The 19,868-nt window shown below is 48.0% G+C and carries 15 protein-coding genes; all 15 read left to right on the forward strand.

Annotated elements, in window-relative coordinates:
* Nucleotides 1-169 precede the first annotated feature (169 nt).
* The 15 genes from SWH54_17790 to SWH54_17860 all read left to right on the forward strand — a co-directional run bounded on the left by SWH54_17790 (nucleotide 170) and on the right by SWH54_17860 (nucleotide 19,853).
* Entirely contained in the window at nucleotides 170-1,729 is a 1,560-nt protein-coding gene (locus SWH54_17790) for an acyl-CoA carboxylase subunit beta (GenBank protein ID MDY6793122.1), read from the forward strand.
* Nucleotides 1,730-2,091: 362 nt separating this feature from the next.
* Complete coding sequence (locus SWH54_17795; GenBank protein MDY6793123.1) at nucleotides 2,092-3,237, forward strand: acyl-CoA dehydrogenase family protein; 1,146 nt, start codon at nucleotides 2,092-2,094, stop codon at nucleotides 3,235-3,237.
* A gap of 176 nt (nucleotides 3,238-3,413) precedes the next feature.
* Complete coding sequence (locus tag SWH54_17800; protein ID MDY6793124.1) at nucleotides 3,414-5,273, forward strand: thiamine pyrophosphate-dependent enzyme; 1,860 nt, start codon at nucleotides 3,414-3,416, stop codon at nucleotides 5,271-5,273.
* Nucleotides 5,274-5,294: 21 nt separating this feature from the next.
* Nucleotides 5,295-5,864, forward strand: a complete 570-nt coding sequence (locus SWH54_17805; protein MDY6793125.1) for an indolepyruvate oxidoreductase subunit beta — start codon at nucleotides 5,295-5,297, stop codon at nucleotides 5,862-5,864.
* Between the two features lie 40 nt (nucleotides 5,865-5,904).
* On the forward strand, nucleotides 5,905-7,095 hold the full coding sequence (locus SWH54_17810; GenBank protein MDY6793126.1) for a CoA transferase: 1,191 nt from the start codon (nucleotides 5,905-5,907) through the stop codon (nucleotides 7,093-7,095).
* On the forward strand, nucleotides 7,095-7,781 hold the full coding sequence (locus tag SWH54_17815; GenBank protein ID MDY6793127.1) for a GntR family transcriptional regulator: 687 nt from the start codon (nucleotides 7,095-7,097) through the stop codon (nucleotides 7,779-7,781). Before SWH54_17810 ends, SWH54_17815 begins: the two co-directional genes overlap by 1 nt.
* Nucleotides 7,774-8,757, forward strand: a complete 984-nt coding sequence (gene meaB / locus SWH54_17820) for a methylmalonyl Co-A mutase-associated GTPase MeaB (GenBank protein MDY6793128.1) — start codon at nucleotides 7,774-7,776, stop codon at nucleotides 8,755-8,757. The genes SWH54_17815 and meaB overlap by 8 nt, the downstream gene beginning before the upstream one ends.
* A gap of 15 nt (nucleotides 8,758-8,772) precedes the next feature.
* Nucleotides 8,773-9,171, forward strand: coding sequence for a cobalamin B12-binding domain-containing protein (locus SWH54_17825; GenBank protein MDY6793129.1), 399 nt, complete (start codon nucleotides 8,773-8,775; stop codon nucleotides 9,169-9,171).
* Nucleotides 9,172-9,218: 47 nt separating this feature from the next.
* Nucleotides 9,219-10,856, forward strand: a complete 1,638-nt coding sequence (locus SWH54_17830; protein MDY6793130.1) for a methylmalonyl-CoA mutase family protein — start codon at nucleotides 9,219-9,221, stop codon at nucleotides 10,854-10,856.
* Between the two features lie 158 nt (nucleotides 10,857-11,014).
* A complete protein-coding gene (locus tag SWH54_17835) occupies nucleotides 11,015-13,120 on the forward strand; it encodes a hydantoinase/oxoprolinase family protein (GenBank protein MDY6793131.1) in 2,106 nt (701 codons plus the stop codon).
* Nucleotides 13,117-14,850, forward strand: coding sequence for a hydantoinase B/oxoprolinase family protein (locus tag SWH54_17840; GenBank protein ID MDY6793132.1), 1,734 nt, complete (start codon nucleotides 13,117-13,119; stop codon nucleotides 14,848-14,850). Before SWH54_17835 ends, SWH54_17840 begins: the two co-directional genes overlap by 4 nt.
* A gap of 353 nt (nucleotides 14,851-15,203) precedes the next feature.
* Entirely contained in the window at nucleotides 15,204-16,085 is an 882-nt protein-coding gene (locus SWH54_17845; protein MDY6793133.1) for a xanthine dehydrogenase family protein subunit M, read from the forward strand.
* Nucleotides 16,086-16,098: 13 nt separating this feature from the next.
* The gene (locus SWH54_17850) at nucleotides 16,099-16,578 is read left to right on the forward strand and encodes a (2Fe-2S)-binding protein (GenBank protein MDY6793134.1); all 480 of its coding nucleotides are present in this window, start codon (nucleotides 16,099-16,101) and stop codon (nucleotides 16,576-16,578) included.
* Nucleotides 16,571-18,868, forward strand: a complete 2,298-nt coding sequence (locus SWH54_17855) for a xanthine dehydrogenase family protein molybdopterin-binding subunit (GenBank protein MDY6793135.1) — start codon at nucleotides 16,571-16,573, stop codon at nucleotides 18,866-18,868. The genes SWH54_17850 and SWH54_17855 overlap by 8 nt, the downstream gene beginning before the upstream one ends.
* Nucleotides 18,849-19,853: an FAD binding domain-containing protein gene (locus SWH54_17860; GenBank protein ID MDY6793136.1), complete on the forward strand. Its 1,005-nt coding sequence runs from the start codon at nucleotides 18,849-18,851 to the stop codon at nucleotides 19,851-19,853. The genes SWH54_17855 and SWH54_17860 overlap by 20 nt, the downstream gene beginning before the upstream one ends.
* Nucleotides 19,854-19,868: the final 15 nt, after the last annotated feature.

Consider the following 19,868-nt stretch of genomic DNA (forward strand, 5'->3'; position numbering starts at 1 on the left):
TAGCGCAGATTAAATCAATAGCATCCGTCACCATTGACCCTTTTTCTGTATCAGTATGGCAAAGTGAAAATTTTTAACCCTGACCCATGATTCTGCACTAAAACGATATAAAATAGACAATTTCATGCCCTTATTAAAGCGTATATAAATTTACTCAAGGACATTGATCATGACCATAAAAACACACCAAAAAGAAATTGAAAGATTAAAAAGCCTTCAGCAGAAAGCATTCATGGGGGGTGGCCAAAAATCAATCGATCGCCACCATTCAAAAGGGAAGTTGACCGCCAGGGAACGACTTGACCTGTTGTTTGACCCACACAGTTTTGTGGAGTTAAATGACTTGGCCGAAAGCCAGTGCAGGGATTTTGGGATGGAAAAAAGAAAAGTTCCCGGCGATGGCGTGGTCATTGGGTATGGGACCATTGACGGACGGTGCGTGTTTGCATATGCACAGGATGCAACGGTTCTGGGTGGATCGGTGGGAACTATCCATGGCCAGAAAATCTGCAGGATCATTGATGAGGCCCTGAAAGTGAAAGCCCCTTTGATCTCCCTGAATGATTCCGGCGGGGGCCGGCTTCATGAAGGCTTTTTTGCCTCCAAGGGAGTAGCCGGCATGTTTTTTCGGAATACAGCTGCATCCGGGGTCATTCCTCAGATATCATGCATCATGGGGCCCTGTGCCGGCGTATCCGTGTATTCACCTGCATTGATGGATTTTATCATCATGGTTGAAAAACAGAGCCATATGTTCATCACCGGCCCCAAAGTCATCCAGGATGTAACCGGGGAAACCGTAAACTTCGAAGAGCTTGGAGGTGCACACGTTCACAGTCGCGTAACCGGACAGGCACATTTTATCGCCAAAACGGAGCAGGAAAGCATTTCGCTGATCCGCTACTTGTTAAGCTTTCTGCCGTCTAACCATGACGATGCCCCACCTTCATATAGCTGCAACGATGATCCGGAAAGAAAAAATAACAACCTGACTGAGATCGTCCCGCCGGATTTTAAAAAAGGTTACGACATGCATCAGGTGATTACCGAAGTGGTGGACAATAATGAATTCCTAGAAATCTTGCCTGAGTTTGCACCCAATATCATCACCGGGCTGGCACGCCTTGACGGAAACACTCTGGGAATCGTTGGCAACCAGCCCTCCATTATGGCCGGATGCCTGGATTATCATTCTGCAGACAAGGCAGCGAGGTTTATCAGGTTCTGTGACTGCTTTAATATCCCCCTGCTAAACCTGGTGGATGTACCCGGATACTTCCCGGGGGTGGACCAGGAACATGCCGGTATCATTCGGCATGGTGCCAAAATGCTGTATGCTTACGCAGAAGCCACCGTACCCAAGATCACGCTTGCATTGAGAAAAGAATACGGAGGGGCGGTGATGGCCATGTGCTGTGCTGGAATCGGGGTAGACCTGATGCTGGCCTGGCCGATCGCCCAGCTTGTTGTACTTGATACTGCGGCAGCCATCAATATTGTATACCGTAAGGAAATCCTCGCCGCAGATGATTCGGAAGCATTCAGGAATCAGAAAATCGAAGAGTATGATTACAAGTATTCAAACCCGTTTCATGCGGCCTCCAACATGCTGGTGGACCGGATTATCGAGCCTGCTGAAACCCGGACCCAGATCATCAAGGGTCTTAGAATGCTAAAAAACAAAAAGCGGCCGGAGCCTTTCAGAAAACATGGAAATATACCACTATAACCTATACCGTTTCTCATAATTTTTCATGCCCGACTGGAAACAACGAAGCATGAAACCTAAGGTTCGACCGGGGAATTGCCTATGGGCCCGTTAACAGACATAACAATCTTATCTATAAATGAACGTACGGTCTGCCTGAGGCAGACTTCAATTAGATTTGAGCCAGCTCCAGGGGACAGAATCCCACGGCGGCGATGATCGTCTCTGCCTGTATGGGTTTAACTGAGAAGATAGGGGGCGTGTCACACACCGATCTCATTTGTTAAGTCTGGTAACGGGCCCATAGGCAATTCCCCGGTCGAACCGAGCTAAGATGGAAAAACGACTGTTTGTTTTTAATGAATATTACAGGAGAAAGATAAATGGACTTTTTACTGACAAAGGAACAGCAATACATTCAAAAAGCAGCCAGAGAATTTGCTCTGGGAGAAATGGCACCGGTCGGCCGTGAATTTGATTTGAATGAAACCTATCCGGAAGATATTTTAAAAAAAGCAAGAGAACTCGATCTGATAGGGCTTTTCATCCCTGAAAAATTCGGTGGACCGGGGTTGGGTTTTCTTGAACAAGCTTTGGTTTTGGAAGAGTTCTGGAAAGTAGACCCCGGGATCAGTCAGCAGCTTTGCTCGGTCACATTCGGTGCGGAAGAGTTTATCCTTTTCGGTACCGACGAACAGGGTAAAAAATTTCTCGAACCTATTTTTACCGGAGACGCGGTGATGGGGTTTGCCATCACAGAGCCTGATGCAGGTTCCGATACACTGTCCGCTTCCACATTGGCCGTGAAAGAAGGTAACGAATGGGTCATTAACGGATCAAAAGTCATGATTGGAAACGGGTCCAAAGGAACCTTTATGCTGGTTTTCTGCCTGACCGATCCGGATGCCGAATCCAGGTCCAAGCGACACAGCATTCTTATTGTTGAGACAGACCGGCAAGGATACAAATCCGAGCCCATGCACGGTAAAATGGGGCTACGGGCTTCGGACACGGCAGCCATTTATTTTAACAATGTGCGTGTGCCCGAAGAAAACCTTCTGGGAACCCGTGGGAACGGATTTCATCAACTGATGGCCTTTTTTGACAGAAGCCGTGCTTATGTCAGCGCCCATGGAGTCGGACTTGCCCAGGGGGCTCTGGATATGGCTGTCAAGCATGTCAGGGAACGCAAACAGTTTGGAAGACCAATCGGCAGTTTCCAGGGCGTCCAGTTCAAAATCGCTGATATGGCAGTAAAAATTGAACTGGCCAGAAACCTGATGCACAAGACTGCCTGGTTGCTCGATAACGGTACGCCCGATACGCACCTCACTGCAATGGCCAAAATGTACGCCTCGCGCATTGCGGTTGAAGTGGTTGATGAAGCCCTTCAACTCCACGGCGGATATGGATATTTTGATGATTATGATATCGAACGCTTCTACAGGGCGGCAAAAGTTCTTGAAATCTATGAAGGGGCGAAGGAAATCGAAAAAATGATCATCGGGCGGACAATCGTAGGTAGATAGGCTGAAGGTTGAAGACTGTTAGGGAAAAGTTCATTTTAAAACCATGTTTGGCGTAAGAATCACATTCAACCAAACAACGGCAATCGTGATTTTCAGATCCCTTCAGCCTAAACAGCTTCAGCCTGACTACCTATGTAGTTACTAACTTTCCATTAATCTGGTTTGAGGATCTTAAAATGAAAGAAGAGTTTTTACTAGGAAACGGTGCCATGGCCCTTGGAATTTTGGAAGCGGGCTGTCAGGTTATGACCTCATACCCCGGGACCCCGTCTTCAGAAATCCTTCCCGAGGTGGTCCGATTTTCCCAAGTGTTTAACCTGAATACCCGTATGGAATGGTCCATAAACGAAAAGGTGGCCTTTGACAATGCTTTTGCCGCCGCCATATCCGGTAAACGTTCGGCCTGCTGCATGAAAATGGTGGGTCTGAATGTGGCGGCGGATTCCTTTACGTCCGCGGCCTATATCGGCAATATCGGCGGACTGGTGGTTATCTCCTGTGATGACCCCGGGCCCCATTCATCCCAGACCGAACAGGACTCGCGGCTTATGGCACGATTGGGCAAAGTGCCGGTGTTGGATCCGGCAAACCCTGAAGAGGCAAGGGAAATGATCAAGGCCGCCTTTGATCTTTCCGAAGAATTCCAGGTACCGGTGATGGTCAGACCGGCCATCAGAGTCTGCCACGCAAGGCAGAATATCAAATATGACGTTCTGGAGAGTAATTTAACCAAGGCTGATTTTAAACGCGAGCCGACCCGCTGGGCATCCACGCCGAAGTTCAGGTTCATCCAGCATAAAGCCTTGAATGAAAAGCATGTGAGAATCAGCGAAAAATTTGATATCCTCACCCCTTTCAACAGGCATACCCTGGAAAAAGGAAAATCCTATCCTTTCGGGATTGTCACCGGCGGTGTGCCTTCAAGCGTGGTTGAGGATATGTTTGAAGAGTACGAAAGAGATGATATCCCGGTGTTAAAACTGGGTGCGCCCTATCCTTTCCCGGAAAACCTGGCTGACGAGTTCATGGATGCCTGTGACAAGGTACTGGTCATTGAAGAGACCGATACCTTGATTGAATATATGTTAAGGGACAAGCATAAAACCCTGGGACGGCTCTCCGGTCATGTGCCCATGGAAGGCGAGCTGGTTCCGGAAAAAATTGAAGGACTTCTTAACCAAGCTCTATCCGACTGCGGGCTTTCTCCCTTATCAGACCATGACTGCGGACAGGAAGCCTTCGAACTGACGGCAGGTCTCGGACTACCCATCAGAAAACCGACCTTGTGTCCCGGATGCCCTCACCGGGCGTCTTTTTATTCCATCAGAAAGGCATTACCCAAAGCCATCTTCCCCTCTGACATCGGTTGCTACACCCTTGGCACCAATTTAGGCGTGGTGGACACGGTCCTTGACATGGGTGCCGGTATTACCATGGCATCCGGATTCTGGAATGCCTTTATCCAGGATGATGTAAAAAAACCGATTGTGGCGACCATGGGGGATTCCACCTTTTTTCATTCCGGCACCACCGGCCTGATCAACGCCGTTTACAACGATTCCAGGTTTATTTTGGTAATACTGGATAACAGTATTACGGCCATGACCGGTATGCAGCCGGCCATTACCCAGGAAGACCTGGTGGACGGCAGTAAGGGAAATGCCATCTCCCTGGAAACCATCGTCAAAGGATGCGGCGTTGAATACATCAAAGTGGTGGATCCCTATGACACCAAACATATGATCACGGTAATCAAAGAAGCGTATCAGCATATGACTGACCCTGACGGTGGTATTGCGGTGATTATTTCCCGCCACCCCTGTGTAATCGGGTTCAAGGACGAGGCCATTCCGGAAAAATTCGAGGTGTTGGTTACCGATGAATGCGATGACTGCGGTTTCTGCCATACCAGATTTGAATGCCCGGCCATGTACAGGAATGATCAGACTGAAAAGACCGAAATCAATCCGGTACTCTGTGCCCAGTGTGGTGTCTGCCTGCAGATATGTCCCAGGGATGCGATTGAAAAAGTTTAACCAGATATGGAGAGGATCAATATGAAAACGGTAAATTTTGTTCTTAGCGGTCTAGGAGGACAGGGAATTCTTTTTATGACCAGGGTCTTTGCCACGGCTGCTTTAAATAAGGGATATAATATACTGGGTGCGGAAACACACGGCATGGCCCAGCGGGGCGGGTCTGTGGTTTCCCATTTAAGGATAGGAAATGCAAAATCCAGCCTGATCCGTGCTGGCGCCGCAGACTTTCTGTTGTCCATGGATGAAGCCGAAGCTTACCGCTATCTGCCCTATTTGAAAAAAGGAGGGAAACTCTTTGCCAACGCGCCTGCTGATGCATTCCCCGATATTCGGGTAACCGCATATCTTGATAAAATGCAAATTGCGCCCTATGCCATGGAGGCGGGAAAAACCGCCATGGAACTCGGATCCCCTAAATCCACCAATCTTGCCATGATTGCATTTTATTCCGCCTTTGGGGTGGGACCGCTGAATGCGGATGATTTAAGGTCCACTGTGGATACGATCAGCCCCGGGCCCTTTAAGGAAATGAATCTGAAGATTTTTGAAACCTGCCATGAGACAGGCAGAAAAATGGCTAATATTTAGGGTCTGGTAAATTTTACTTCGCTTATATATGGAGGCCTTTATGGAATTTTTTAAAAACCTCACCGTACTATCACTTGAACAGGCAACAGTCGCCCCGTATCTTACATACAGGCTGGCCCAGGACGGGATGAATGTTATTAGACTGGAACATCCGGTATACGGAGACCCTAACCGTTTCATCGGTGAAAACGTCCTTGATGAAAAAAGGATGAACGCCTATTTTTTAACCATCAATGCCGGGAAAAAAGCACTTACCCTGAACCTGGCTGATCCCCAGGGACGTGAGATATTCAACAAACTGATTCGACGCCTTGAAGTCGATATTTTTATCACCAACCAGTTACCTAAGAATTATGAAAAACTTGGCATTGCGTATGAGTTGATAAAAGAAATCAAACCGGATATCATCTGGCTGGGGCTTACCGGGTTCGGCCCGAACTCCAATGAAGGGGCCTATGACCCGATTTTACAAGCAAGATCGGGCTTAATGGAACTTACCGGTGAAGCAGACGGAGATCCCCAGGTCACGGGTATCCCTTTGCCGGACATGGGAACCAGTGAACACGGATATGGACTGTTGATGAAGGCGCTCTTTAAGAGGGCAGTCACAGGGAAAGGCACCCGTATTGACATGTCCATGCTTGAATCCACTGTATCCTGGCTGACCGTACCCATTGCCCTTTCCAAAAGCTTTGGTGCGACCATCTCCAGGAGAGGGAACACCCACGAATTTTTCAGTCCGGTATCGGTTTATAAGACCAGCAACGGGTTTGTTTACCTGGCTGTGGGCAATGATCGTCAGTGGAAATCCATGGTATCCCAGGACATGTTCAAATCTCTGGCAAAGGAAGAATATAACAAGAACCAGGGCAGAATTGCAGACGTAGTAAACCTCAACAAGGCCATTAATGCCATCACGGAAAAGCACACTTCTGAAGAGCTCATTGAGCTGTTCAACTCCATTACCGTTCCCATTTCCAAGATCAAGAGCGTTAATGAAGTGGTTGAAGATCCACTGGTCGCAAGACGGATCCTTACCTGCACCGACCCAAAAACCGGCACAACAGTAACCCTTGCCCCACCGCCCCACATGACACCCTTTCTGGAAAAATGTGACCGGAAGCTCTCCTTTCCGCCGAGATTCGGTCAACAAAACCAGGAAATCTATGGTGATGTTCTGGGGTATGATGAAGCCACCCTTGCAGGATTCAAGGAAAAAGGGATTATCTAATGAAGCTGGATAACAGTTTTAAACAAAGAAAATCCTTGGGTCATGATGTGTTTGAGTATTTGAAAAACGCCATCATTGACCAGACCATTGAGCCGGGCTCAAGACTGGTGGAAAGCAAGATTGCCGACATGCTGGGTATCAGCAGAACACCGTTACGTGAGGCACTGCACAAGCTTGAAAGAGAAGACTGGATTGAAAAAATCCCCTCAGGCGGATTTAAGGTGGTCACCCTGACCCATGACGATATTGAGCAGACCTTTGGTATCCGAAGTGTTCTTGAAGCATATGCGGCAAGGCTTGCTGCGGAAAATTACCAAGATCAAGACCTTGCCCCCTTGGAAAAAAAGATGAATGAATTTATCAAGTGTCTTGAGACAAAAGACAGTGACAGACTTCATAAAATCAACACCCAATTTCATGATCTTCTTTACAGCCTAAGCAAAAGCCCGAAACTAATCAAAATGATCAACCAGCTTCGCGCTCAAATCTCAATGTTCAGGCAGATTATCCTCAAACAGGAAGAATATGCCCGCAAGAGTAGTAACGACCATGTTAAAATGCTTGAGGCCATTAAAAATCGTGATGGCAGGAAGGTGGAAAAACTGGTGCGCCGGCACATTATCAAAGGAAAGAACGTGGTTTTAAGTGAATTAAAACAAGAGGAAAAAGAAAACAAGAGTGGCTGAAATCAAAGACATACTGGAAGGAAGCAAGATTGCCGGTGCAAGGATGATCCGTCTCATTGAGGACTGCGATCCATCGGCATTTGAGATGTTAAAGCGCCTCTATCCCCATTCCGGCAATGCCTTTATCATCGGCATCACCGGATCCCCCGGCGTGGGCAAATCTTCCCTGATTGATGCACTGATCCTTGAATTTCGTAAACTCGGTATCAAGGTCGCCGTTATTGCGGTGGACCCCACCAGCCCGATTTCGGGTGGCGCCATTTTAGGAGACCGGCTGCGCATGCAGCGCCATGCAACAGATGAAAAAGTGTTTATCCGATCCATGGCGTCAAGGGGCCACAAAGGAGGCCTTTCACGAGCCACCAAAGATGCCACCGTGGTCATGGACGCCATGGGTTATGATATCATTATCATTGAAACCGTGGGGGCCGGTCAGGGAGAATTTGATATCACCACCCTGGCCCATTCAACCGGAATTGTCAATATTCCGGGAACAGGGGACGGCATACAGGCGGTGAAAGCAGGTATTCTTGAAACCGGTGATGTCTTTATCGTCAACAAGAGTGACAAACCTGGCGCAGATGAGTTGGTACACCATCTGACAACAATGATTGACATGTCCAACTTATCGAACACGACCCGGGCTAAAACAAACTGGACCCCCAAGGTGCTGAAAACCAACGCCCGGGATGGAACCGGTGTGAATGAACTGGCCGACACCTTTCTGTCCCATTTTGATTTCATGAAAAACAACGACCTGATTGATCGCAAAAGAAAAGAACTAGAATACCTCTATTTCCATTCGCTGTTAAAGGATTTGACCCTGGAAAAACTGCTTTTATTCCTAAAAGGCTCAGAAGAATACAAAAAAACCGAAAAAAAAATTCAATCCGGTTCATTGGACCCGTTAACTGCGGCAGAACTTATGGTCAATAAGATGAATGCGTTTCAACGCAATGAAAAAAGGACAACATAAAAAGGAAAACGACTTATGGAAGCAACCAACAAAATTCGGGTGCTGATCGCGAAACCCGGCCTTGACGGCCACGATAAGGGTGCAAAAATTGTGGCTTTGGCTTTAAGGGATGCGGGTATGGAAGTGATTTATTCCGGGCTCCACCAGACCCTAGACCAGATTATACAGACTGCCACCCAGGAAACAGTGGATGTCATTGGACTAAGCATCATGTCAGGGGCACACCTGCCCATAGCTGAAAAGCTCATCGGTATGATGAAGGAACAGGGGCTCGATGATATCCGCCTGACAGTGGGAGGGGTCATTCCCTACCAGGATATTCCTACACTCAAACAGATGGGGGTGGCAGAAGTTTTTCCCGGAGGAACCCCTTTTGAGGACATTATTACCGGTATAAACAGCCTGTTTGAATAACCGATTTGAACAACGGGATCATTTCCCAAACATGGAGAGGTAAAACAATGGGTGTTGCTAAATATATCAAGGATGAAAGAGGTGCGATACAAGAGGTAACCTACCAGTCCGGCATAAAAGTAAAACCGGTCTATGGCCCCGAAGATCTAAAAAAGGCGGGATATACCTATGACAAAGATCTTGGAAACCCGGGCGAATATCCGTTTACCCGCAGCCTTCACCCTCTAGGCTATCGCAGCCGGGCATGGACCACCAGGCAGTACACCGGATTCGGCACTCCGGAAGAGACCAACAAACGTTTCAAACTCATGATTGCCAACGGTCAAACCGGCCTGAATGTGGCCTTTGACCTGCCAACCCAGATGGGATACGATTCGGATCATCCTCTGGCACAGGGTGAAGTCGGGCGAGTGGGCATGGCCATTGACTCTTTAAAGGATTTTGAAATCGCCTTTGCCGATATTCCCCTGGATCGAATCGGATCCGGTTTGACCATCAATGCCGTGGCCACCATCATGATGGCGATGTATCAGGCGGTGGCGGAAAATTTCGGGTATTCCAAAGAGCAGATTTCCACCACTCCCCAGAATGATATTTTAAAGGAAATGATCGGCCGGGGGGCCTGGATTTTTCCTGTTGAGCACGGTGTGAGACTGGTGGGTGACAGCATTGAATATGCCGTCAAGGAACTGCCAAGATCCAATCCTGTCAGCATTTGCGGATACCATATCCGTGAATCCGGCGCCACCCCCGCCCAGGAAATCGCCTATGCATTTGAAATTGCCAAAGCTTACATTGATAACGTGGTGCAACGGGATATCAGCCCCGAAGAATTTGTGGGGCGGTTTTCCTTTAACTTTAATGTCTACGGTAACCTGTGGGAGCAGATTGCCAAGTTCAGGGCTGCCAGAAAACTGTGGGCAAAGATGCTGAAAAATGAATACGGTGTCACCGAAAAGAAAAAACTTTTTTTACGGGGGCTTTTTGGCGGCGGTGGTTCCGGCCTTACCAAAGAGCAACCGGAAAACAATATCATGAGAGGTGCTTATTATGCGCTCGGTGCAGCCCTGTCCGGTGCCCAGACCACTGCATTGTGCTCTTTTGATGAAGCCTATACCATCCCCACTCCGCGATCTGCCCTGCTCTCGCTACGAACCCTTGAAATGCTCATGGATGAAGTGGGTTTAAGGGATACGGTGGACCCACTTGCAGGGTCATATTTTATTGAAACGCTGACCCTTAACATGGAAGAAAAAATCTTAGAGGAGATGAAAGAGGTTGAGAATCTGGGCGGAATGATCAAATGCATTTCAAACGGCCTTATCCAGAGAAAGGTATCCAGTCAGGCCTATGCATTTGAAAAAGGACTGCAGTTCGGAGAGTACAGCAAGGTCGGCCTCAATCCGGAAGCAAGGGGTACTGAAGCCGACAAAACCGATGTAGAGCTCCATGAATATAATGAAGCATGGGCTGAAAAATCCAAGGCCAATTTAAACGAACTTCGCCGCACCCGGAACAACAGGGATGTGACTGAAAGCCTCAAGGCTTTGGAGAAAGCTGCCAAGACAGATGAGAATGTCATGCCCCATCTGGTAAAGTGCTGTCATGCCTATGCGACGGTTGGAGAAATGGCAGGGGTGTTCAGACAGACCTTTGGGGAGTGGAAAGAGCCTGATTTTTACTAAAGAGATTAACCATCAGATGTCAAAAAGGTCTCCGGATACCATACATCGGTTTTAAACAGACATGAAGTCATACAGTCAGCATGCCGACTGTATGATTAAAGCCTAAAATGCGGCAGGGGCGCCTTTTTAGCACGACATTACAGTTATGGAGGATTCACTTGGAACAGATAGCTTACCGTCTGGGATGTGACATTGGCGGCACTTTTACCGATTTTGTGCTGGTAAATGATCACACAGGAGAGTTTTATACCAATAAATGCCTCACCACCCCTTCTGATCCATCGGATGCCGTGGAACGGGGTATTCGGGAACTTAATGACATAAAACCGGGATTCATGGATAACGTTGATGAGGTAATCCATGGAACCACCTTGGTTATTAATGCCATCATAGAAAGAAAAGGTGCCCAAACTGCTTTGATCACCACCAAGGGTTTCAGGGATGTTTTGGAACTTGGAAGGGAAATCAGATACGATGCCTATGATATTTTCAGCGAATACCCCCAACCCATCGTACCCAGAACCCTTCGAATGGAAATAGATGAACGGCTCACTGCGCAGGGCAAAATCCTTAAGCCGGTGGATGAAAAAGAGGTGTTGAATGTCCTGAAAAAGCTAAAAACAGCGGGAATTGAATCCCTTGCAGTCTGCTTTATCAATTCCTATGAAAACCCGGTGAATGAAAAAAAAATCAAGGAAATCATTGAAAAAGAATCGCCTGACCTTTTTCTTTCCACATCTTTTGAGGTGCTTCCCCAGATCAGGGAGTATGAGCGAACCTGTACCACGGCGGTGAATGCCTATGTCAAACCGATTACTTACCGATATCTAAAAAAACTGACCTCCAGGCTTGAGTCCATCGGGTTCAGCGGAAAACTATTTATCATGCTGTCTTCCGGGGGAATTACCTCTGTAGATACAGCCAGGGAATTTCCTGTCAGGATCATAGAATCGGGTCCCACAGCCGCTGTTATTGCATCCCAGCATTATGGGAAACTGTTTAATATCAAGGATATGTTCTGCTTCGACATGGGGGGCACCACGGCAAAATCATGCCTGATCCAGAAAGGCCATGCAGGGCTGGTATCCACCTTTGAAGTGGGCCGTGTCCAGCGTTTTAAAAAAGGAAGCGGGCTTCCCATCCAGGTGCCGGTGGTGGATCTTATGGAGATCGGAGCCGGAGGCGGAAGTATTGCCAAAATCAGCAAACTGGGTCTGCTTGCGGTCGGTCCTGAAAGCGCCGGTGCGGATCCCGGGCCCGCCTGTTACAAACAGGGTGGAGAATACCCAACGGTGACCGACGCAGACCTTGTATTGGGATATCTTGACCCGAACTTCTTTTTGGGTGGCGCCATGGCCCTTGACATAGAGCTTTCCAAAAAAGCGATAAAAGACAAAATTGCCACACCACTGGGTACAACCATGGTTGAAGCGGCCTTTGGTATCCATGATCTCATCAACGAGACCATGGCTGCGGCGGCCAAAACACATATTGCGGAAAAAGGCGGCAACCCAAACATTGTCACCATGTCGGCTTTCGGCGGTGCGGGTCCTGTCCATTCTTACGGGCTTGCAAAAAAGATCGGTGCGCCGGCCATTCTGGTACCGCCTCTGGCAGGTGTTGGGTCTGCTCTGGGATTCTTTACCGCCCCCGTGGCATTTGATCTTTCACGAAGCCACCGAGTGACCCTTGATGATGCCGATTTCAAGGAAATTGAACAGCTGTTTAACGAACTTGAACAGGAGAGTGCCGGTATCTTGGAGGATTCCGCCACAGGCCGGAACATCATCTACGAACGAACCCTGTTAATGCGCTTTGTGGGCCAGGGCGCTGAAACAGACCTTGTCATTGAGCCAAAACCTTTTGATACCTTTTCCAAAAAGGATATCCGAAGACTCTTTGACCAGGAATACAAACGGCTATACGGCAGAACCTATCATGAAACCCCGGTGGAGTTTGTCACCTTCAAGGTCAGGGCAAGCCTTCCCAAACGGCCGTTTTCAATTCCTAAGCTCTCAAATGACACCTGTGATATGACGATTTGCATTAAAGGTCAACGCCCGGCATTTTCCATCATTCAAAAAGACTATATTCCGTTTACCGTCTATGACCGGTCAAAACTGTTTGCCAATGCAAAAGTTTCCGGACCCGCCATTATCGAAGAACGTGAATCCACCATTGTTATTGGTGAAGATGCCAATGCCCGGGTTGACGAATTCGGCTTTGTATGGATTGAACTGAACCAATTGGGGGTTGAAAAATGATAAAAAACAATAGGGAAACATTCGACCCGATTACCCTTGAAATTCTGTGGCGCAGACTTGTTTCCATTGTGGATGAGGCAGATGCGTCCGTGGCAAGAACCGCTTTTTCCAGCCTGTTAAGGGATGCCCATGATTATACCTGCATGTTCACCGACAGCCGGGGCCAGGAGTTGGTCCAGGGAACGTTTTGTACGCCTGGCCAGGCCGGTGCCATGGCACTGGGTGTAAAAAAGATCATCAACTCTATACCCATTGAAGACTACCGGCAGGGTGATGTTTTCGTCGTCAATGACCCCTGGCTGCTTGCCGGACACCTCAATGATGTCTGTGTGTTAAGCCCGATATTTTTCAAAGAAAGACCGGTGGCATTCACCGCCTGTGTCTTCCATCATTCCGATATCGGCGGCAGGGTCTCTTCCGATAACCGGGAAGTGTTTGAAGAAGGCATCTATATTCCGGTGGTCAAACTATATGATGCGGGAAAACTGAATGAGGATCTGCTGAACATGATCCGGTGGAATGTAAGAACCCCCAAAGAAGTCACCGGAGATCTTCGCTCCCAAGTGGCGGCCAACCATGTCTGCGCCCAAAAAATCATAGAAATGATGGAAGACGAGGGGCTTGAGCATCTGGATGATCTGGCAGATGAAATTATCGGAAGAACGGAAACCTCCATGCGCTCTGCCATTGATAAGATTACCGACGGCACCTATGCCCATGAAGGCATTATTGAAGGGGCGGGGAAAAGACCGGATATTAAAATCAAGCTGACGGTTAAGGTTGACGGGTCAGATATACAGGTGGATTTTGACGGCACCTCTGACCAGGTGGACTGGGGAGTAAATGTGGTTTATAATTTTACCTATGCCTATGTGTTTATGGCCATCAAATCCGCCTTTGACCCGGATATCCCCATAAATGAAGGGGCGATTCGACCGGTGAAGATGACGGCTCCTGAAGGCTCCATCATCAATTGCAAATTCCCGGCAGCTGTGGCGGCCAGAATGCAGGTCGGGCATTTCATGACCGAAATGGTATTTAATGCTCTGTCGGAAGCCACACCGGATAATATCATTGCAGGCTCCGGCGGGACCCCTGCCCAGACCAATATACTTTACGGCAAACGGGCCAACGGAAAACCTTGGCATACCATGATCATCAGAGGAGGAGGCATGGGTGCTTCTTCCAGGTTTGACGGTCACCACTGTGCCATTTTTCCGGCCAACGGGGCCAACACCCCTGTCGAAATACTTGAAAGCGATACACCGCTGATCATTGAAGAACGTGGACTTATCATGGATTCCGGAGGCCCTGGAAAACAGCGCGGCGGCATTGGTCGTCGGATGATCATACGCTCTCCAGATGACCACGAAAATTCTCCCCAAAGAACCACCATTGCCATCCAGGCCGGTCGGTTTATCTATCCACCGGGAGGTATTTTTTCGGGAAAAGACGGATCAAAGGCCAAATTCCTCAAAAATGGTAAGCCTGCGGATCCAAGCGGGCTGACTTTTTGCGATCCCGGAGACCGGATCTCATTTATCAGTGCCGGTGGAGGCGGATACGGCAACCCCGTTGAACGTGACCCAAAAACGGTGGAACGCGATGTACAATATGGTTATGTAAGCATTGAAAAAGCAAAACAAGATTACGGTGTTATCATTGAGCCCGCCTCACTGACTCTTGACCCGGAGGCAACCCGAAAACTCCGTGAAATGTCTGGCGAGTGATCATTGAAGTACAACATAAAAAAGCTAACCACTCAGATGAACAGACTGAAGACTGTTAGGAAAAAGCGCATTTTGAAGCATGTTTGATATAAGAATCATAATTCGCCAAAGTACGGCACCGTGCGCTTATGATACCTTCAGCCTTCATTCTAAACAGCTTCAGACTGACTACTTAAGTAGTTACGAAAAGTTTTCCGTCGGATGTTGACGATGCTGAGCCATTTATTGAAAACACTTCAACCAATGATTATATTAATTGGTGACGCACACATCCGTTTATATGACAAACCGCCACCGCCTGAAGAAAAAGCCCGGTGTGTCATTGATAACTGCAGCTAATGAAAGGAATATGTATGAAACCATTTAAGTATTTATCCCCTGAAACCGTTGAAGAGGCCATTGCCTTTCATACCCAACACAACCAGACGGCCAAATATATTGCCGGTGGAACAGATGTCATTGTTAAAGTCAAAGATGGCTGGCTGAAACCGGATTACCTGATTTCCCTGAAGAAAATCAAGGAGCTGAGTGAGCTGCATAAAAATGAGAAAACCGGCGAACTTTGCATCGGTGCAACGGTCACCCACGCCACTCTTGAAAAATCGGTCATGATCCAAAATGAATATCCCATTATTTATGACGCTGTGTCCAAAATCGGGTCTTTACAGGTAAGAAATGTAGGAACCATCGGTGGAAACTTAATCAATGCCGTGCCGTCAGCTGATGGTGCCATTCCCCTGATCGCTTTAGACGGAGTGGCTTTTCTTCAGGGGAAAGATGGTGAACGGTCTGTGGAAGTAAAAAATCTGTTTATCGAGCCCTATAAAACCGTTTTAAAACCCGGAGAACTCCTGAAAAAAATCATTATCCAACCGCAGGCCTCCCATACCGGAAGCGCTTATATCAAATTCGGCAGGAGGGCTGCCATGGAACTTCCTCTCATCGGTATCGGAGTGTTGTTGGCCCTGGATGAAGATCTGGTTACCTGTACCAAGGCCAGAATCTGCCTCGGCGTGGCCGCGCCAACTCCGATGAGGGCCTTGGATGCTGAAAATTTTCTCACCGGAAAGAAAATTGACGAAAACGTCCTGACAGAAGCCGGTAAAATGGCTGCAGATGAATCTAAGGTCAGAGACAGTGTCCGGGGAAAAGCCTGGCACAGAAAAGAGATGATACGGGTTCAGGTAAGAAGAATGGGCCTTAAATGTCTGCAAATGATAAGAAATAACAGTTAGGAGGAGTTTTGGCATGACGACAAACATATCTTTTACGTTAAATGGTGACCAGATCTCTTGTGGAGTGAAGGACCATTGGACCCTGTTACACCTTTTAAGGGAGGAGATGGGCCTGATGGGAACAAAAGAAGGATGCGGTAATGGTGAATGCGGTGCCTGCACCGTTATTGTGGATAAACTGGCAATCAATTCCTGTCTGTACCTGGCTGTTGAAGCAGACGGAAAAACAATAGAGACCATTGAAGGTCTGGCTTCAACCGACGGAACGCTGCACCCGATCCAGCAGTCTTTTGTGGAAAACGGAGGTATCCAGTGCGGGTTCTGCACACCGGGAATGATTATGTCTTCAAAGGCACTGCTGGATGAAAACCCGGATCCTACTCGCGAGGAAATCCAGCATGCCCTTGCCGGAAATATCTGCCGGTGCACCGGATATATCCAAATCTTTGAATCCGTTGAGGCAGCTAAAGACAAGGGAGGCCAAAATGAATAATTATCATGTGGTGGGAAAACGAATTCCCAAGCTGGATGCTGCGCAAAAGGCCATGGGCAGGGCAGCGTATATCCAGGACATCAAATTGCCGGAAATGCTATATGGGAAAATTCTTTACAGCAAATATGCCCATGCAAAAATTATTAAAATAGATACTTCAAAAGCAAAGGCTTTGCCCGGCGTCCGCGCGGTTCTCACCGGAGAAGATGTTCCTGAAAAAATGGTCATGGGATTTTACAAAGACAATCCCCCGATTAAAAAAGGCAAAGCATGTTCTTTCCGGGATGAGGTCGCGGCTGTGGCAGCCAAAACTCCTGAAATTGCACAAAAAGCTTTGGACTTGATTGAGGTTGAATATGAAGAGCTTGAGGGTATTTTTGATCCTGAAAAAGCCATGGAAAAAGACAGCCCCCTGGTTCATGAGCATCATAAGTCAAATGTACTTAAGCTGCCATGGAAGCTGCATTATGGAGACGTGGACCAGGCCCAAAAAGAAGCCGCCTTTGTGGTTGAAGATCGGTTTTCCACCACCTGGGTCACCCATTGCTGCATGGGGACCAGCGGTGCGGTGGCACTCTTTGATGCTTATGACAACCTGACCATATACTCCAACACGCAAATTCCTTCCCTGGCGCAAAAGGATTTTCTGGAAGCCCTGAAAGCCATGGGACTGCAAAACAAAAGGGTCAGGGTCATCAAACCCGTTATAGGCGGTGCATTTGGCAGCAAGCTGGATACCTATGCCTATGAACACATTGCCATTCTTCTTGCACACAAGTGCAGGAAGCCGGTTAAGATCACTTTTAACCGGGAGGAAGAATTCAAGGCAACCTCTACCCGGCAGCCTGCCATCATGTATATCAAACAGGGCTGTGACAAAAACGGTAAGCTGTTGTTCAGAGATATCAAAATGGTCCTGGATAACGGTGCACATACCTCGTGGGGCGCCACCACACCTTCGGTGATGATGATGCCCATCACATCCCTTTACCGGTTGAAAAATGTAAGATACAGTGCAAAATGTGTCTATACCAATAATACCTATGCCCAGGCCATGAGGGGATACGGAAACCCGCAGGCGACATTTGCCATCGAAAGCAGTATGAATATGCTCGCACAAAAAGCAGGCATTGATCCCATTGAGTTCCGCAGGATTAACCGTAATCATCCTGGAGATATCACTCCCCAGGATTTCAGAATAACCACCTGTGGCCTGGATTTGTGTCTTGATGCAGTTGAAAAGGAATTAAAAAAGAACGGTTCAAAGGAACAGGGGGTTGGGATCGGTGTGGCCTCACTGATCCATGTCGGAGGCGGTGCCCGCATATATAAGTCTGATGGCTGCGGTGCCATTTTAAAAATGGATGATTACGGCAAGGTGAATGTCTTCACCGGCGGTACGGACATGGGCCAGGGGCTAGACAATATCACCGCCCAGATTGTGGCGGAAGAACTGGGGCTTCATGTCGAAGACATCAATGTGGTACATACGGATACGGATGTCTGCCCATGGGATGTGGGTGCCCATGCCAGCCGCAGTACTTTTGTGGCCGGCAATGCAGCCCTCGGCGCCGCCAAAAAAATAAAAAAGAAACTGCTTAAACTCGGTTCGAAAATACTGGATACTCCTGTTGAGGATCTTGTTTTAAGCGACAGACACATAATGGCTTCCCATGACCCGGAAAAAAGCATGCCCATAGACAAACTTTTACGAAAAGCCCATTTTTCACCCGACGGAACCATGATTGTGGCGGATTGTTTTTATGATCCTGACAATGAAAACCTGAGCAAAGAATTCAAGGGAAATATGTCCATGACTTACACCTTCGGGGTACATGGTGTAAAAGTAAAAGTGGATGAAGAAACCGGCAAAGTAGAGGTGCTTGAATACGTGGCTGCCCATGATGTGGGACAGGCCATCAATCCCCTGCTTCTTGAAGGACAGGTTTATGGCGGGGTGATTATGGGTCTTGGCTATGCCCTGACTGAGGAAGTGATGCATAAAAACGGAGAAATCATGAATGCCAATTTCAGGGACTATAAACTTTTTACCGCCAAGGATTCCGTTAAGATCAAAGCACCTGTCCTGGAAACGGCTGATAAAGACGGCCCTTTTGGGGCGAAGGGAATCGGAGAACCCGGTTGCGTTCCCACGGCTCCGGCCGTGGCAAATGCGATCCATGATGCGGTGGGCGTTAGAATTAAAGATCTTCCCATTACACCTGAAAAAGTGCTGGCTGCTTTACAGGAGAAAAAAAAAGGAGAAAAAAGTGCGGTTGCCAAGATTTGACTATTTAGGACCTGATAATCTTGAAGAGGCTCTTGACCTGCTTGACACCCACAGGGATGATGCCAAAATCCTTGCAGGGGGAACCGATCTTTTGGTCAGGATGAAAAAGGGACTGTTAAAACCAAAATTTCTTATCAGCCTCAAAGCCTTGAACGGGTTATCCTATATCAACCAACAAGATCAGCATATTAAAATCGGTGCCAGAACACCCATTGCAGACATTATTGCTTCAGATCTCATTAAAAAAGAATCCCTGGCACTGGTTCAGGCCTGTGAAAAAATCGGGGCCGTTACTATCCAGCATTACCGGGGAACCATCGGGGGTAATATTCTCCAGGACAACCGGTGCCATCATTACAACCAGTCTGATTTTTACCGGTCCGGACGTCAGCCCTGTCACAAGGACGGAGGAAAAATCTGTTATGCGCGAGAAGAAGCAGACCGGTGCAACTCCACCTGCCAGTCAGACGGTGCCACCGCTTTAATGGCTGTTGACGCCAGCATCACCCTGACAACAAAGGGTGGGAAGAGAACGGTAAAGCTGGCGGACTTTTATACCGCGGACGGCATCATGCCCTTTGCCATGGAATCTCATGAACTGCTAGAGGAAATTATAATACCGATACAGGGTGGTAGCAGTGCCTATAAACGTCTTGCCTACCGTTCTGCCATTGACTATCCCATTGTCTGTGCCGGCGTTCTGTTAAAACCATCCGCCAGTCGAAAAAATGAGATAGATGACGCGCGAATCGTGGTCGGTGCCATGGGCAGGTCTCCTTTGCTCCTTGCCCAGGCATCATCCTCTTTAAAAGGAAAAAAACTGACCGATACGGATGCCTTTAAAAAGGCAGCCGATATCGCCATGGACCATGCCTCCACATTTGCGGTTCATAATGTGGGATCTACCCTTGAATACCGTTGCGCCATGGTGTCACCCATGGTATTCGGCGCACTAAAGCAGTCAGCTGAGGCTGCAAAAAGATAACCACAATAACGGAGT

The organism is Thermodesulfobacteriota bacterium (genome assembly GCA_034189135.1).
Taxonomy (GTDB): Bacteria; Desulfobacterota; Desulfobacteria; order Desulfobacterales; family JAUWMJ01; genus JAUWMJ01.